Here is a 15,247-nt window from a genome sequence, read left to right on the forward strand (position 1 = left end):
ATTTTCTTCTTATATGTGTAACTTTCCCTCTCGTGCAGATCCCATGCATTTTTAACTTCTCCTAACAACACTTTTCCATGGGCGTTCAATCGTATGATATTATTGTAGTTGGAGGGGGCACTGCTGGTTCTTTTGCAGCTGCTACAGCTGCTAGAGAAGGATATTCAGTTGCTGTGCTGGAACGAAAAACAGTCAAAGAAGCTGGGAATATAGCCTGTGGGGATGCAGTCAAAGGCAAGAGTACTTTTCCTGATGTAATCAATCTAGAGCGACTCGCAAAGGAATCTTTTACCAACAAGAATATTCAGCGAGCAGTTTTTGAAAATCCAGCATCCGGGCAATCAATTAATATCCCTTTCGGCGAAACAAAAGGGACAATCCTTGATAGATATGCATACGGTCAGGTATTGCTAGATGAAGTAAAATTATCAGGGGCAGAAATTCACTATGATACTGTGATTCAAGACGTTGTCCAAAATGGGCAAGTCACAGGGGTCACTGGAATCTGTAAGGGAAAACCCGTTTCTTACCAGGCACCTATCACGATTGACACTGGTGGTTCCATGTCTCTTCTTCAAGATAAAACGGATTTTTCTGGAACCACTTTTGATACGAATGTTTCATATAGACAATTTTGCTCTGCCTACCGGGAAGTCATCGAATTACCCAATCCAGTAGACTGGCACGATGCTATCATCTTCAAACCCACCACTGAGTTAGGATATCTTTGGTATTTCCCACGGACACCAACTGTGATTAATGTGGGTGTGGGATTCCAAATGAATAAACCTCCTATGGAGCTTGTTAAAGCAGTTCAGGATGACATCCGAGCACATCCCGATTTCAAAGATTGCACTGTAGTTGACAAGTTAGGAGCTGCACTTCCCACCCGAAGGCCATTCGATTCCGCAGTTGCTCCTGGTTTCATAGCCGCAGGAGATTCTGCTGGCCATGTAAATCCAACCACTGGTGGTGGCATCGGAGCAGCAGCAACCTCTGGACACTTCGCTGCACAAACTGCAATGAATGCCATTGAGTCCGATGATGTAAGTGAATCCTCTCTTTGGGACTACAATGTTAAAGTGATGGAATCTTTTGGCAAGCGATACGCCGCAATGGATTTATATAATATTTGGGGCGGTGCACATGAGGTTTCTGAACTAACAGATGTCATTTCTTGTATCCCTGGACAACAACTCGTCGATATCATGAGCAAACATGGAAGCACAACCATGGGCCTCTGGGTTAAATTCAAAACATTAACAAAATCCTTCCGGCACTGGGGTCTCTTGTTCGAACTTTATAGAATAAATAGAGAAGCAGGACGACTCAAGGAACACTACGATGTCTATCCTTCATCGCCTAATGGGTTCGATTCATGGAAACGTGAAAGAGATCTAATTATGGATTCTGTCTATTCTATTTGCAATGCCGAACCAAAGTATTAAGGGCCTTTTCTCCGTCTTAGCATCACAAAGACATGGACACATCCGATCCAACAATTATCCTTCCTCGAAAAAAAGGCCTACCTGTGTTGGGACTAGGCACTTGGAAGATGTCTGGCCCATCTTGCTCGGAAACTATCAAGTTCGCCCTCGAAATAGGGTACCGTCATATCGATACTGCCCAGACTTATGGCAACGAAATAGATGTTGGTAATGGTATCTCTGAGGCCGAAATAGTTCGAGATGAGTTATTCATCGCAACAAAACTTCACACTGATAATCTCTCATATAAGGGCGTTATGAATGCAGCAGAGTATAGTGTGGATAGATTACAAACAGAATACTTGGATCTTCTCTATATACATTGGCCCTCTGGAACCTATGACCCCGAGGACACTCTAGCTGGATTTGCAGATCTTCGAGACGACGGTGTTATCTCCCACGTCGGAGTCAGCAATTTCGAACAACAACAGTTAGACATAGCCTTGAAGGAATGTGACGCCCCGATATTCGCAAACCAAATTGAAATGCATCCCTTTCTACATCAGGACTCGCTGCGTGCCCATTGCGAGTCAAATGACATCCTTGTCGTGGCATATTCTCCAATTGCCAGAGGAGCAATTTTTGACTCCCCTGAACTGGAAGCAATATCTAAAAAACATGGGGTCACTGAGGCAGAAGTAAGTCTATCTTGGATTCAAGAAAAAGGCGCGATCCCTATACCTAAAGCCTCCTCAGAAAACCATATCAAAAAAAATATAGAATCATTCCCCATAACACTCTCTATAGAAGATATCAACGTGATTGATTCCATTACTCATGAAGAACGTCAGGTAGACCCAGAATTCGCCCCTTGGAACCTCTAATTTTCCCCATTTATTCACTACATATATCCTAAATCCCTAAGGCGCTGCATGATGCCCTCCTTATCTTGTGCCCGCCCTTGCCTTTCTGGTGTTTCTTCTAGATCTTGCAACCATGCGGGTTTATTTTCTGATTTCATAGATCCCTTTTCTGTACCCAATGATCTAAATCCTTCAAAATATTTTGGACCGACCGGAACATCTTCTATAGAAATCCCATCCGGAAAATCATTATAATCCGCCGGAATATGGCCAACAGGATATTTTTCCACCGAATCTGGGACAACATATTTCCAAATAGCATCCCACAAATTCCTTTCATCAAATTGTAAAATAGGGTGGATTCTGTCATGAGGTGGGTATTTCTCCAAATCGTGACGCGGGCTAAAAAAAGTCTCATCCGATCTAGCCTCTTGTTCATCCCATCTGACTCCTGAGAAAATCCCATCAAATCCATTTTGTATAATCGTTTCGTTGAGAACTGCGGTTTTTAACAAGTGATTTCCCACAAATGAATCTGGATCTACGATTACGCTCTTTTCTTTATACCCCAACTTTTGTATTTCCTTCCGATTCGCGTCATTGAGATCTTCAATTTTTATCTCTTTACTCCCTCTTTTCCTAAGCCTGGCAATATCTTCATTTTGAGCTTTAATTAAATCTAAATTCCATATTCTTGCCCACCTGTCTACAAATTTTATAATCTCTGAAAAGTGTGCAAAATGATCAAGAAACACTACCGGAGGCACTTCTTCTCCCTTCTCACGAGCAACTTCTCTTATCACATAAAGTAGTAGGGTGGAATCTTTTCCCCCTGTCCACATAATTGCTGGAGATTCATATTGCTCTAGGCCGTCGCTCACTACTTGGATGGATTTTTCTAGTTTATGTTCAAGACCCTGGTAATCCTTTGCAGACTGGCCCTTTCCATCCGTATAATCAACTTTAACGTAGTTTGGAAACTCAACAACCATTCTCTAACGCATATATTTGTCTCAACGAACACAAATCCCTTTTGTATCTCACCTCAATTTATGTACTTGTTGTCTCTCCAATTGACACCGTTTTCTATATCTACGTCTTTTCTCTCTTCAGTAATTTTTATTACCGCCGGTTTCACCTCACCTTCTGTAATCTTCACAACTTTTAATTGGCCATCTTCAATAAATATCGCCTCAAGTGATCCTTTACTCCCTCTCTCTGCAATCTCACACAAAACCTGAAACATTTGGTACTGAAAAGCAGTATTCTGCAATATGGCATCCAATTCTCCTTTAAATGTGGCTATTTCTATAATGTCCATGGGGCGCTCTTGATCAGGTTCAAGAGCTTCTATCTCTTCTTCTGTTAGCTCTTTTAGCAACTTCAATTCAGTTACTGTTCCCTTTATGACTGCAGTGGGTGTGTATTTCCCAAGATCTGAATCTTCCACTACTGCAGATATGATCAAAGTGTTACTCCTTCTTTTTATATCTGCACTATCCAACCCATCCGGGGGATTCAAATTTTTTATATGATCTTCTACTTCCGACAAAGGAATTTCTAGAGTAGAATGCAGGTAGTATACCTTATTCTCCATAATTCCCTCCCCAATCTCCAAGATTATTCATGTCTCCTATAGAACCCGCTTGGATATAGTATTGCCCTTATCTATTTTTTAGTTTTAATGCTATTTTTGCCCAATTTCTTTCAATTGGTTCACAACATCTTTCAGTGGAGTCACGTCTGCATATTTCATGTCCATATCAAATAAAGAAGCCTCATTAGCAAATGTGGACCTATCCGCCACACATTCAATCGGGATTATAATTCTAAAATTACTAGAGTGCCCATCTACCACTGTGGCCCTCACGCACCCCGATGTCGTCATCCCCGTCACAATCACTGTGTCAATTCCTCTATTGTGTAAAAGCATCGCCAAGTGTGTATCAAAAAATGCACTTGCTCTCGGTTTGTCTAGTACAATTTCCTCTTTCAATGGGGTCAATTTTTCGTTAATATTTTGCCCTTTTGACTCTTTCTTTTCAACTGAACTCCTCGCACCCGGGCGTTTTGTAGCACCCGGATATCCTTCGGGAAAGTTTCTAGATGGTTTTACATAATACACTGGGACATTGGCACCTCTGGCTGCCTCAATTAATTTCTTATTCGCATCAACAGCGGCAGAACCTGTATCCTCTCTACCAACTCCATAATCTCCAGTAGTAAATTCGTCTGTCATATCCACGATTAATATTGCAGCCGATTTACCCCACCCAACTCTGTTCCCATATCCCGCTTTTCTAAAATATTCTAAATCACCTTCTGGAATAATGTCCGGAATGTATGAATTTTCAAGTGACATACTTATTTTTCACGTGGTTACGGTTAAAATCTGTCGAACAATTCCATTTCTCAAATGGCAATCGTGATACGCTCTGTCTCCCTAACTCTCTCATGAGTACTAAACCCAAAATACACATCCTCGGAACTGGGGGTACTATTGCCAATATCACTGGAAATTACATATCATCGGCAGACTTTGTCCCTATAGATGCCCTTCTCGATTTAGCACCCGACGAAGTAACTTCACATGGCGAATTGTCTTTGGCAGAAATAACCCACCTTAACAGTGGCGCACTGACCCCTGAAGTTTGGTTCGATCTCCACGATGAAATTATGCAAAGATCCTCTTCGAACAATCCTCCCGATGGTTTCGTGATCACACATGGGTCTAATACCTCTGAAGAAACAGCTTACTTTTTAAATCTAGTTTTGAAAACCGAAATTCCTGTTATTGTCACTGCAGCTCAGCGAAATATAGGGAAGCTAGGGTCTGAGGGATTCAAAAATTTATACGATTCCATCCGTGTAGCTTCTTCTCCAGATTCAGTAGGAAAAGGAGTTCTTTTCGTTGCAAATGAGGAAATTCACCATGCCCGGGATGTGACAAAACTTGCAGCCAGCCGGCCCGATGCATGGAGATCTCCCAATTTCGGCCGTCTAGGTGATATTTTCGACGAAGTTCGTTTCTATCGCACCTCCACTCGAGCCTCCACAGTAAAAACCGAATTCGATATTTCCGATTACACTACGTCAGATTTCCCTTTGTTGGATGTCCAGATAGTTTATTCATCCTTTTCGGACGATGGAACGATGGTTCGAGCAGCAGTAGATTCAGGAGCAAAAGGCATTGTTTGTGCTGCATTTCCCACTTGCAGCCCTGCCTGGCCTGACAACCACCCTACTCAAGGAGATGCCCTAATCGAAGCTACAAAAAAAGATATACCAGTTGTACTATGCAATCGTGGAACTTCTGGTTTTAAACCAGTAAAAGAACCCTTCTTAAATGGTGGAACTCTCCGGCCTCAAAAAGCACGTATACTATTGGCATTAGCATTGATGAAAACTAATGACCCTCAGGAACTACAACGAATCTTCAATTCTTATTGAACATATTTTGGGACGTTCCTTTTTATTTATAGATTCGATCTCCGGAAGTCTAAAGATCCAAACATCCCATCGTACTGACATATGACCAACGAACCTATTGATCTCAGGAGGGCACATGAGCGTTAAGTTTGAACAAATAGAGGTTTCTTCACACGATTTTGAACAAATGAAGGAGTTCGTTTATAAACAGTTAATCTCCAGTACCGAACACGATGCCGATGGAAATAGAATGAGGTGGTATCCTTGGCACTCTGCAGATTATCGTTTCATCCATACTCTAAATGTCGTTTCAATCTCTACAAAAATAGCACAAAAAGAAGGTGCAAACATAGATCGTGTTCGGATTTCTGCTCTGTTCCACGATATTGCAAAATTCTCTTCGCCTCAAAAGACTCATGCCCAAGATGGTGCAGATCTCGCCAGAGATTATCTACAAAATAATTTTGATTATCCTGATTTTTTTCTCGATGACATTCACAAAATAATTTCCAATCACATTTACGAAGGCGACTTATCCACTCTATCCCTCGAAGAAAGATGCTTGATCGAAGCCGATATGATTGATAAAATTGGTGCTAATGGATCTGCACTTCTAATCCTAAGAATGGGTTATGATTCTCGCCCCTCTTCTCATACTTCCGATACACTACAAAAAGTCATCACCCGCGGAAAAGATACATTATCTAAAATCACAAGTGACACTGCATACTCCATCGCATACCAACGAGTCCAACGGGCGACATGGTTAAAAGAATGGATCGATGAAGAAACCCCTGGGGCATTTGAGCTATCCAATAAATAACATTGACATCGATTTCGCTAAAAATACTCCGCCAAACACGGCTAGTATCCCTGAGCTAGCCAACGAAATCACTCGGAAAATCTGTTCATTTTTCTCCCCGGCTATTATCAATACAGTTGGAAACACCAAAATCCATATGGATATGCCAACAAATATTCCTATAATTACCTCTATACTCTGTAATTGGATCTCCCACCCTGTAATTCCCACGACCATTCCTGCCACTGTTTCTATCCCTTCATTCTGGAATAATGCCGCAGACATTCCTGCCCAGAAAGCCACTTGCCATGGATTTGTTATTCCCAATCCTAGTGCCTTTAAAAACCCATTTCTATCATTCGTCTTCACTTCCCATTCGATTTTATTCCTACCATCTCGAAATAGCCTATATGCAAAAACTAGCATAACCACTCCTCCGATCCCTATCAGTGCTCCTTGCAACCACTCTCTCGAAGTTATAATTGTAATCACCCCCATGTAAGCCAACAAAAGTAGAACCATATCTGACACCATTGCGCCAAAACCAGTCTGAACTCCTGCATTCCACCCTTTGTTTATACTTTCATCAGCAATTATTGCGTTCATTGGACCCGGGGGCGCAGCTAGAACTAATCCAAATAATATTCCTACTATTATTCCCCCTATCATCCTCTCCCACCTTCTTCAAATTTTTTTAACGTGTATGGACATTGATACCTCTTTTGGTAAGCTATGGCTCCCTTTCTCATTGCTCACCGTAATCATTCCAAACGGGGCCACTGATTCAACTTTCACTTTTTCTCCTGGTTTTATCCCTATCTCTGCTAGATATTGCAATTCTTCACTATCTCTAGTGCGTGGAGAATTCTCAGATCCGATGTAGTTCTCCTTCACCCTCTCTATCATTACCAGGTCTCCAGAAATGTGTTCTCCCAATTTTGTAGTCTCATCTTTGGCAATTGATGCCAGATCTGCACTTGGTATTGGCGCACCATAAAGGCCGTATTTTGGATTCCCAAGCGCATTCGCAATCCTGCGCTCCAATTCCTCCGAGATGTGATGTTCCAATACATCTGCTTCTTCATGCACCTCTGACCAATCATAACCTAGAAACTCCACAAGGTATGTTTCTATCAGTCTATGGTGGCGTAATATTTCTAGTGCAATCGCTTCCCCTTTCTTGGTAAGAGTTGCACCTTTATATTTTTCATATTTTATAAATTTCTTTTCCCCCAGTTTGACCAGCATACTTGTTACAGTTGGTGCACTCACTCTCATTTTCTCGGCAACCTCCGAAGTCGATACAGATTCTCCACTTTCCCGATTAATTAGATAAATACTTTTTAAATAATCTTGCATCGATTCGCTAGCTTCTTCCCGCATTACTTATATTTATTAGACCTATCTAAACATATATTTTTTGGTACTTCTAAATCTATAATATAAATCGTCTAATTTCTCACAAACAATAAACTTCTTTCACTTAATTAGATCAAAGGAGTTGGATTTTTATCTCCCTGGTAATGCTCTTCTGTGTAATATTTCAACCAAGCTTCTCCATTAAGGAAGTTCTCTGGAATATCTTCTTCTAGAGAATCCGCGCTTATCTTTACCCAACCTTCACCCTCCTCTGATCTCCATGAATACGAAGTTTTCCCAAGAGCTATGTATACTTCACTTTTCTCTGGTTTGGATTCTCTAAGTTGGAATATGGCCGCCGACAGTGTAGTTTCATCATTATAATCGTTCTCTTGGTACCTGCAGATAGAATTCAATCCCGGACCATTTTTATGATCTATTGACAAATCCCTCATAGTTTCCACCGTGACGTTGCCCTCATTTTTCTCCAGCATTTCCATAACTCTCTCATACCTGCAATAGCTCGAAGGTATTTCCGATCTAGGACGTGCCAAGTGACTTAAAATTTCAAATTTATTTGCTCGACCTGTTACTCCATTTTCAATCCATTCTGCAGCAAGATGCGTAAACTCACCTTCAAGTATGACTGCTCTCTTCGCATCAGCAATATCAATACTACCTGGGGAAGACATAGGGTCTGAAAATAGCAATGGGGTAATAACTTGTGCCGCCTCTATTGCCGTACTTCCTTGAATCAATCCCTGTCTCATAAATTCACCCCTCGATGCAGCCGCCCACTCTTTCGCACTTTTCCCCTCTTCGTCAAATGTAATGGTGCGTGATATGTTTGATCCGATTGCAACACCTTTGTCATTTATTCCCATTTTTACAGCAGTCGAACCTGCAGCAGCAACCATCAACACATTATTTCCCTCTTCGTGTTCTTCTACTCTGATCACATTCACTTGCTGATTCTCATAGCAGTTTTCTCCAGTAAACTCACTGGAACCCTTTTTATCAGATTGCTTAAAGAAAATGGTTTCTCCAGTCGCCGAGGCGTTTCCTGCAGCAATAGCAACAGTACATCCATCTGGAGTGATGTTCTCCTCAAACAAGTTGAATGCCAACAGATCCATATACGGAACTGAAGCTGACCTTGCCATACTTTTAATTTCCATCTTGGTTAGGTCTGGCAACCTGTGGGAATTTTCCCGAACCGCGGCATATATATCTTCTCTGTAAATCTCTCTGTCTCTTGCAGAAACCCAGAAATTCTTCAGATTTTGCCCAATGGCCCATTTGAGCATTTCTCCCCTTTTTTCTCCTTTCTTTACAGCTTCTCTCCGATTCATACCATCTGACATTTTAAAATATTATTCCGTTTATGTATACTGTTTATATTCTGCGCGCGGTTCTGTTAATTTCCTAGGAGAGTTCCAAGGCATTTTGTCCACATCTACTAATGTTCCAAACCCTCTTTCTCCAACTACCTTTCCATCTTCGTATACCACTTTTCCTCGAACAACCGTCATCGTAGCCCTACCTTTGAATGTTTCCCCATGGAATGGTGTCGCTGTATTTTTAGAATGGAGATTCTTCCTGTCCATAGTCCAAGTTTCGTTTAGATCAAAAACGGTGAAATCTGCATCAGTTCCAATTCGAAGAGATCCTTTCTCTGGGTACATTCCCCAAATCTCTGCGGGTCTTTTACTGTGCATGTCAACCCACTTTTCCAATGTGAGTTTTCCATCATTTACAAAAGTAAGCATTGCTGCAACTTCTGATTCTAATCCGACAAATCCCGAGATGACATTCCATGTATTCTGGAACGGATCGTCCATTCCTTTCTCTTCATCTGTGTGAGGTGAGTGATCAGTCGCTATACAATCAATCCCACCACCATGAATTCCGATATCCCAAAGCATATCTTGCTCAATCTGATCTCTAATTGGCGGTTGAATTCGAGCAACATTGCCCTTATCACGCATCACTTCTTCGTTGAACCACAAGTAGTGAGGCATAGTTTCTGCAGTTACATTTATTCCTTTCTTTTTAGCATCAAGAACCATCTGAGCACCAGACCCCGAGGCCAAGTGGAACTCGTGAATTGGACATCCCGTATGTTCTGAGAACAATATGGTTCTTCCTACTGCTTCCCTTTCACAAACAGGAGGTCTCGACCACGAGTGGTAGATAGGATCATTCAACCCTTGTTCAATGAACTGAGCCTCATAATGTTTCAGAATCTCATCATCTTCTTCATGGAATCCTAGTCTCTTTCCAGTCTTTGCAATTGCATGCATCGCATCAAGTAGTTCCCCATCATTTGGAGGTGGAATCGCACCAATGGTGGTTCCTAAAAACACTTTGTATCCAACACACCCTGCTTCATTTAGAGCATTTACACTTTCTTCTGTAGCATTATCTGATGTTATTACAACATAGGATTGGAAATCGACATACGCCTTCTCTTCTCCCTTTTCAAATTTAAGTTTAAGATGCTCCGGTGCATCGATAACCGGTATGCAGTTGGGCATTCCTATGACTGTGGTCACGCCCCCTGCTGCTGCAGCTTGGGTCGCGGTTCCCCAATCTTCTTTATATTCGAGTCCAGGTTCGCGATTGTGAATGTGACAGTCTATGATCCCCGAGGTCAGGTATTTCCCCGTAGCATCAATTTCTCTACTGCCACTTGGCAGTGCATCAGACGAACCTACCGCTACTATTTTTCCGTCTTTTGCAGCTACTCCCGCATTCTCCATCAATCCATCTGGAGTTACTATCGTACAATTCTTAATTACAAGATCTGCTTGCATATACACAATAAATTCCTTTTGTGACAGGTTATATTTATCGAAACAAATATGCTCTATTTCATATTTGATTACCTTTTTAACAAATGGACCGCGTACCTATCTATAATATGAGACCTAATAATTGGATTCGTACATCTTTAATCCTCTTAATAACTATAATGTTAATCATCCCTGCTCCTGTACTCGCATCTGCGCAAGGGAACCCCAGCATAAGTGTATTCTTGCCCGAAGATCGAGTTTCACCTGGGGATGAAACAACCCTTTCTTTTTCTATCCTTAACGCTGGTGAAATAAGCGTTGGTGGTGGTGCAAGCGCCGAAGCCCGAGTCACAACCGCCAGAGACGTAAAACTGACCTTGTTCCCTGGGGAAGCACCCATTCAAGTTCTAACCGGAACTGTACCTATTGGAAACGTGGCAGAAGGTGAAAGCGATCCCGTTCCTGTCAAAATTTCTGTTAATGAGAATGCCGCCCCCGGGACTTATTCACTCCCTGTAGAAATAGAATATGTCTATACTTTCATAATCGCAACGGGGGATGTGGACAGCCCTGGACATTACCAGAGAACAAAAACTGTAACTCAGAATGTCAATTTGATAGTTGAACCTCAACCCTCTTTCGAAATAGATCAAATCACTCTGGGCCCCGTCCTCGATGGATATGGCCCCCTCGATATTGTTCTAAGCAATGATGGCAGTGAGACTGCTACAGCTGCAACTATAACTCTGACCTCTGAATCATCTCAACTCACCTTCAGTGGTGCCCATGGTTCTCAAAGTGTAAGTGCCTTTGTTGGAGATATACCTTCTGGAGGTTCTCAGTCCATCCAATTCGAGGCCCAATTAGCCAAAGGATCAATGGGTATAGTGCACCCTGTCTCCCTCTCCATATCTTATACGGATGAGTTTGGGGAAACTCAACAATCAAAATCGATTAAATCAGGAGTCTCCCCTGTGTCCGATTCTGGAAGATTTTCTGTAATATCTAATCCCACCAATCTATCCTTGGACCAAGCTGCTGATATCTCTTTTACCATAAACAACGACGGTGAAGATGCCATATTTGACGCAAGAGTGTTCATACAATCAACAGATCCAAAACTCTCATTTGGTGGCTCTCACACTGCCGAATATGTGGTTGGAAATTGGCCCTCTTCTGCCTCTAAAATAGTTTCTTTCAAAAGTAGCCTTGCAGAAGATTCTAATGTACGACCATACCCGGTTATTGTTGAGGTCATCTATAAATCCAGCAACAATTCTGATAGGACCTCTTACCCGGTAACCGTTGGAGTAACGCCCCTTGGAGAGCAATCTTTCTCAATCACTGATGTTTCCACCAAGCTATCTGTTGGAAGCGAAGGCGATCTAAGCGCAACCTTAGTCAATGACGGTCCACAATCCGTTGAAAATGCTGTGATTGTTTTCACATCTGATCTTCAGACCATTTCTTCTCTCGAAGAAGAATATGCTGTTGGAAGTCTTTCTACTGGGGATTCTAAGTCTTTTAAATTTTCATTAGATGTAAGTGAATCTGCAGACGAAGGTCAAAGACAAATCTCACTTTCGATACGTTATAGGGATTCTGATGGAAAATCTCATGTTTCCGACCCAATCGATGTTATCCTCACTGTATCTCCTGAATTAGATGTATTCGAAGTCTCACCCGTCAGTTCAACTTTCTCCCCTGGAGGAAATGGATTATTGGTATTGCAAGTCACCAACGTCGATGATGAAACCCTCACTGATATCTCTGCAAAGGTCTTCCCCGAGAGTCCCATAACTGCAGGAGACGATACTGCATTTATACCAAAACTATCTGCTGGAGAAAGCACTGAAATAGTATTTGATATCTCCCTCTCACCCGCGGCTTTAGATAAAATCTATCCACTAGATTTGGATTTCCAATATGACACAAACTCTGGAGAAACTCTACTATCTGACACTTATCAAGTACCCGTCGAAGTCGATTCCGCTACGAATGGTGGCCAAAGCGCTATATCCACCTTCTTACTTCCTGTGGGGATTCTCATAGTTATAGTAGCTGGAGGGGTCTATTTCTATCGAAGACGTCAGAATTCACAAGTAGAAAAATAAGTGACCTAAAATGGATCTCCAACCATATGTAGAACCCATAGTCGATCTAATCACGTCTCGTACGAAGACAATAATCGTTTTATTTTTGGTCCTATCTGTAATTTTCACGGCAGGTTTGGGAAATATTTCCACAGAATCGGGAACAGAACAATTCACAACCGATTTGCCCTCTGAAAAAGCTCTGCAAGAAATAAACCAAGAATTCACCCCGCGCTTCACTGTTGATAAAACGACTAATACTGGAAGTACTCAACTAATTCAAGTAAGTACGAATGTCTTGTCCAAACAATCGCTCTTGCGGATGTTAGAACTTCTCTATGAATTGGACCAAAACGACGATCTCCGCGTAGTTAGCACCTCTAGCGTAGCCCAAATAGTTGCCACATCCATCGACCCATCCGCACAAACACTCAGAAAACAAATCTATGTAATCGAACAAACTCCCCCCTCGAAAATCAAATCCACGCTCCGATCTATCAATGAGAACTTCCCCCTATCTGGCCTTCTCAGCAACGACTACAATGAAGGGTCTATGACTGCTAGTTCCACGATAGGTGTCGTAGTCCATTCCTTGCCTTCTTCTGCACAGTCTGCTCAACAGAGTTCTGGAACTAGTGGCACTGATCCTTTAACGGACATGCAAGTTAGCATACAAGAAGTTGCTTCCATTGGCGGCGATGTAAAGGTGTTTGGATCTGGTATATTCTCAAGTGAATTTGGAAACGTTATTGGCGATACAATGATCATCGTAACTCCTGCAGCAATTCTGTTTATAATTCTATTTTTGATATATGCATATCGAGATTTAGTTGATCTACTACTGGGAGTTTTGTCCTTATTTATGGCAATTATCTGGACGTTTGGATTCATGGGAATTGCAAATATACCATTCAGTCAAATGCTCATTGCAGTTCCTCCTATTCTCCTCGCTCTGGGTGTCGATTTTGGTATCCATGCTATCAATCGTTACCGCGAAGAAAAAAATGATGAAACTAGTGTAAAAGAAGCAGCATCACGTATGCTTCGGCAAATCCTCATCGCATTTTTCATAGTCACCGCAACCACCATAATTGGATTTTTATCAAATCTGACTAGTGCCCTCGCCCCGATCAAGGATTTCGGAGTAGTTGCTAGTATTGGTATAGTATTTACATTTTTAATTTTTGGGATATTCCTACCTGCGGCAAAAATACACCTAGATCAATTCCGAGGCCAAAAACAACGCCCTAAAAAACCCCTTGGAGTGGAGGGGTCGTTTTTAGGTCACTCCTTAAAAATAGGAGTATGGATCGCTAAAAAAATCCCTGTTATCTTTTTAATTTTCGTTATCATTCTCTCTGGATTCTCGCTCAACTACGCCACTGGAATTGATACCACGTTTACAGTTGAAAATTTCTTACCCCCTGAAAAATCTGCTTCTTATTTGATGGTCCTTCCTGAACCTTTCAAACCAAGTGAATACTCTTCAATTGGCACTCTTAATTACCTAACCGACAATTTCGGAACATCCCAAGGAGGTTCTGTAACGTTGTTTGTGGAGGCACCCATGCGTGATGATAGTGCTTTAGAATCCATCTACAAACTTAGTCAGAACCCTCCTGATACTTTTGCGACTGAAAATAGGATTGCTGTCTCCAACAGTATTTTGACAGTCATCCAAGACACTGCAGCAAATTCCCCCGAATTCGCTACACTAGTCTCTAAAAACGATAGAAATGGAAATGGAGTACCTGACAAAAACCTCGATGACATATATGATGCTTTATTCTCCTCCTCTGCACGTGGAGATGCACTTAAATATTTATCTGAGGATCGCCGCAGCACTCTAATCATATATTCGCTAAAGGCTGGCGCCAACACTGGAGACGCCGCTTCAGACGGTAAAATACTGGCAGAAGAACAAAGATATTCTGCAATTTCTACCGGCGAAACTGTGGTTCTAGAAGATGTTGTAGAGTTGCTGCTTCAGTCCGCTATAAAAAGTCTTTTAGTTGCGTTATCTCTCACTGCAGTTTTCTTGGTTTTCCTATATTGGCTGATAGATCGGCGCCCCTTGCTAGGTTTGATCAATGTATTTCCCATTATAGTCACCGTGGCCTTAGTAGGTGGAAGCATGCGCTTGGCGGGACTCTCATTCGATGCTTTTACAGCAACAGTTTTGGCTTTAACTGTTGGACTTGGAGTTGATTATTCCGTACATATAGTACACAGGTTCGTGGATGAATATGGCACAAGCAAAGCTCTTTTTGAGTCTCTCAATCGGACCTTGCAAGGAACTGGAGGTGCCCTCACTGGAAGTATGCTTACAACAGTATTCGGTATTGGTGCACTCTATCTCGCAGTCTTTCCTGCTATTGGTTCTTTCGGACTTCTCACCGCACTAAGTGTCTTTTATGCATATCTGTCCTCTATCATTGTTCTTCCCCCTCTCCTCGCACTTTGGACAAAAATAGCATAG

General features: G+C 41.9%; 13 protein-coding genes. 6 read left to right on the plus strand and 7 right to left on the minus strand.

Going from position 1 to position 15,247, the window contains the following annotated elements; genetic code table 11:
* Positions 1–77 precede the first annotated feature (77 nt).
* Positions 78–1,448 carry a geranylgeranyl reductase family protein gene (locus ACM9H2_RS02325; protein ID WP_415487786.1) on the plus strand — a complete coding sequence of 457 codons (1,371 nt, stop codon included), beginning with the start codon at positions 78–80 and terminating at the stop codon, positions 1,446–1,448.
* 32 nt (positions 1,449–1,480) lie between these two features.
* Entirely contained in the window at positions 1,481–2,311 is an 831-nt protein-coding gene (locus ACM9H2_RS02330) for an aldo/keto reductase (RefSeq protein WP_415487788.1), read from the plus strand.
* A gap of 17 nt (positions 2,312–2,328) precedes the next feature.
* On the opposite strand, the gene ACM9H2_RS02335 is transcribed toward ACM9H2_RS02330, so the two are convergent.
* The 3 genes from ACM9H2_RS02335 to ACM9H2_RS02345 form a co-directional block, all read right to left on the minus strand.
* Positions 2,329–3,282: a phosphoadenosine phosphosulfate reductase family protein gene (locus ACM9H2_RS02335; RefSeq protein ID WP_415487790.1), complete on the minus strand. Its 954-nt coding sequence runs from the start codon at positions 3,280–3,282 to the stop codon at positions 2,329–2,331.
* Positions 3,283–3,335: 53 nt separating this feature from the next.
* Positions 3,336–3,887, minus strand: coding sequence for a hypothetical protein (locus ACM9H2_RS02340; RefSeq protein ID WP_415487792.1), 552 nt, complete (start codon positions 3,885–3,887; stop codon positions 3,336–3,338).
* Between the two features lie 90 nt (positions 3,888–3,977).
* On the minus strand, positions 3,978–4,652 hold the full coding sequence (locus ACM9H2_RS02345) for an isochorismatase family protein (protein WP_415487794.1): 675 nt from the start codon (positions 4,650–4,652) through the stop codon (positions 3,978–3,980).
* 92 nt (positions 4,653–4,744) lie between these two features.
* Here ACM9H2_RS02345 and ACM9H2_RS02350 point away from each other — a divergent pair, with 92 nt between their 5' ends.
* Together ACM9H2_RS02350 and ACM9H2_RS02355 are read left to right on the plus strand one after the other, a co-directional pair.
* Positions 4,745–5,740 carry an asparaginase gene (locus tag ACM9H2_RS02350; protein WP_415487796.1) on the plus strand — a complete coding sequence of 332 codons (996 nt, stop codon included), beginning with the start codon at positions 4,745–4,747 and terminating at the stop codon, positions 5,738–5,740.
* A 115-nt stretch (positions 5,741–5,855) separates the two neighbouring features.
* Positions 5,856–6,542 carry an HD domain-containing protein gene (locus ACM9H2_RS02355; protein ID WP_415487798.1) on the plus strand — a complete coding sequence of 229 codons (687 nt, stop codon included), beginning with the start codon at positions 5,856–5,858 and terminating at the stop codon, positions 6,540–6,542.
* On the opposite strand, the gene ACM9H2_RS02360 is transcribed toward ACM9H2_RS02355, so the two are convergent.
* From ACM9H2_RS02360 to ACM9H2_RS02375, 4 genes are all read right to left on the minus strand, one after another.
* The gene (locus ACM9H2_RS02360) at positions 6,528–7,190 is read right to left on the minus strand and encodes a LysE family translocator (protein ID WP_415487800.1); all 663 of its coding nucleotides are present in this window, start codon (positions 7,188–7,190) and stop codon (positions 6,528–6,530) included. The two genes, ACM9H2_RS02355 and ACM9H2_RS02360, sit on opposite strands and share 15 nt — an antisense overlap.
* Positions 7,191–7,205: 15 nt before the next feature.
* Positions 7,206–7,904 (minus strand): metal-dependent transcriptional regulator, encoded by a 699-nt coding sequence (locus ACM9H2_RS02365; protein ID WP_415487802.1) that lies wholly within the window; start codon positions 7,902–7,904, stop codon positions 7,206–7,208.
* A gap of 104 nt (positions 7,905–8,008) precedes the next feature.
* Positions 8,009–9,232 (minus strand): C45 family autoproteolytic acyltransferase/hydolase, encoded by a 1,224-nt coding sequence (locus ACM9H2_RS02370; RefSeq protein WP_415487804.1) that lies wholly within the window; start codon positions 9,230–9,232, stop codon positions 8,009–8,011.
* Between the two features lie 30 nt (positions 9,233–9,262).
* On the minus strand, positions 9,263–10,696 hold the full coding sequence (locus ACM9H2_RS02375; protein ID WP_415487806.1) for a dihydroorotase: 1,434 nt from the start codon (positions 10,694–10,696) through the stop codon (positions 9,263–9,265).
* 158 nt (positions 10,697–10,854) lie between these two features.
* On the opposite strand from ACM9H2_RS02375, the gene ACM9H2_RS02380 reads away from it, so the two are divergent.
* Together ACM9H2_RS02380 and ACM9H2_RS02385 are read left to right on the plus strand one after the other, a co-directional pair.
* Complete coding sequence (locus ACM9H2_RS02380) at positions 10,855–12,789, plus strand: COG1361 S-layer family protein (protein ID WP_415487808.1); 1,935 nt, start codon at positions 10,855–10,857, stop codon at positions 12,787–12,789.
* A gap of 10 nt (positions 12,790–12,799) precedes the next feature.
* On the plus strand, positions 12,800–15,247 hold the full coding sequence (locus tag ACM9H2_RS02385) for an efflux RND transporter permease subunit (RefSeq protein ID WP_415487810.1): 2,448 nt from the start codon (positions 12,800–12,802) through the stop codon (positions 15,245–15,247).

It is taken from the genome of Candidatus Hikarchaeum yamanae, assembly GCF_009889665.1.
GTDB classification, from domain to species: Archaea; Halobacteriota; Halobacteria; order Halobacteriales; family Hikarchaeaceae; genus Hikarchaeum; species Hikarchaeum yamanae.

Excerpts from the sequence above, each read along its gene's own strand:
- ACM9H2_RS02330 (WP_415487788.1), top strand. The coding sequence starts at position 1,481 with ATGGACACATCCGATCCAACAATTATCCTTCCTCGAAAAAAAGGCCTA.
- ACM9H2_RS02365 (WP_415487802.1), bottom strand. The coding sequence starts at position 7,904 with ATGCGGGAAGAAGCTAGCGAATCGATGCAAGATTATTTAAAAAGTATT.
- ACM9H2_RS02385 (WP_415487810.1), top strand. The coding sequence starts at position 12,800 with ATGGATCTCCAACCATATGTAGAACCCATAGTCGATCTAATCACGTCT.
- ACM9H2_RS02350 (WP_415487796.1), top strand. The coding sequence starts at position 4,745 with ATGAGTACTAAACCCAAAATACACATCCTCGGAACTGGGGGTACTATT.
- ACM9H2_RS02340 (WP_415487792.1), bottom strand. The coding sequence starts at position 3,887 with ATGGAGAATAAGGTATACTACCTGCATTCTACTCTAGAAATTCCTTTG.
- ACM9H2_RS02345 (WP_415487794.1), bottom strand. The coding sequence starts at position 4,652 with ATGTCACTTGAAAATTCATACATTCCGGACATTATTCCAGAAGGTGAT.
- ACM9H2_RS02370 (WP_415487804.1), bottom strand. The coding sequence starts at position 9,232 with ATGAATCGGAGAGAAGCTGTAAAGAAAGGAGAAAAAAGGGGAGAAATG.
- ACM9H2_RS02375 (WP_415487806.1), bottom strand. The coding sequence starts at position 10,696 with ATGCAAGCAGATCTTGTAATTAAGAATTGTACGATAGTAACTCCAGAT.
- ACM9H2_RS02335 (WP_415487790.1), bottom strand. The coding sequence starts at position 3,282 with ATGGTTGTTGAGTTTCCAAACTACGTTAAAGTTGATTATACGGATGGA.
- ACM9H2_RS02360 (WP_415487800.1), bottom strand. The coding sequence starts at position 7,190 with ATGATAGGGGGAATAATAGTAGGAATATTATTTGGATTAGTTCTAGCT.
- ACM9H2_RS02355 (WP_415487798.1), top strand. The coding sequence starts at position 5,856 with ATGAGCGTTAAGTTTGAACAAATAGAGGTTTCTTCACACGATTTTGAA.
- ACM9H2_RS02325 (WP_415487786.1), top strand. The coding sequence starts at position 78 with ATGGGCGTTCAATCGTATGATATTATTGTAGTTGGAGGGGGCACTGCT.
- ACM9H2_RS02380 (WP_415487808.1), top strand. The coding sequence starts at position 10,855 with ATGTTAATCATCCCTGCTCCTGTACTCGCATCTGCGCAAGGGAACCCC.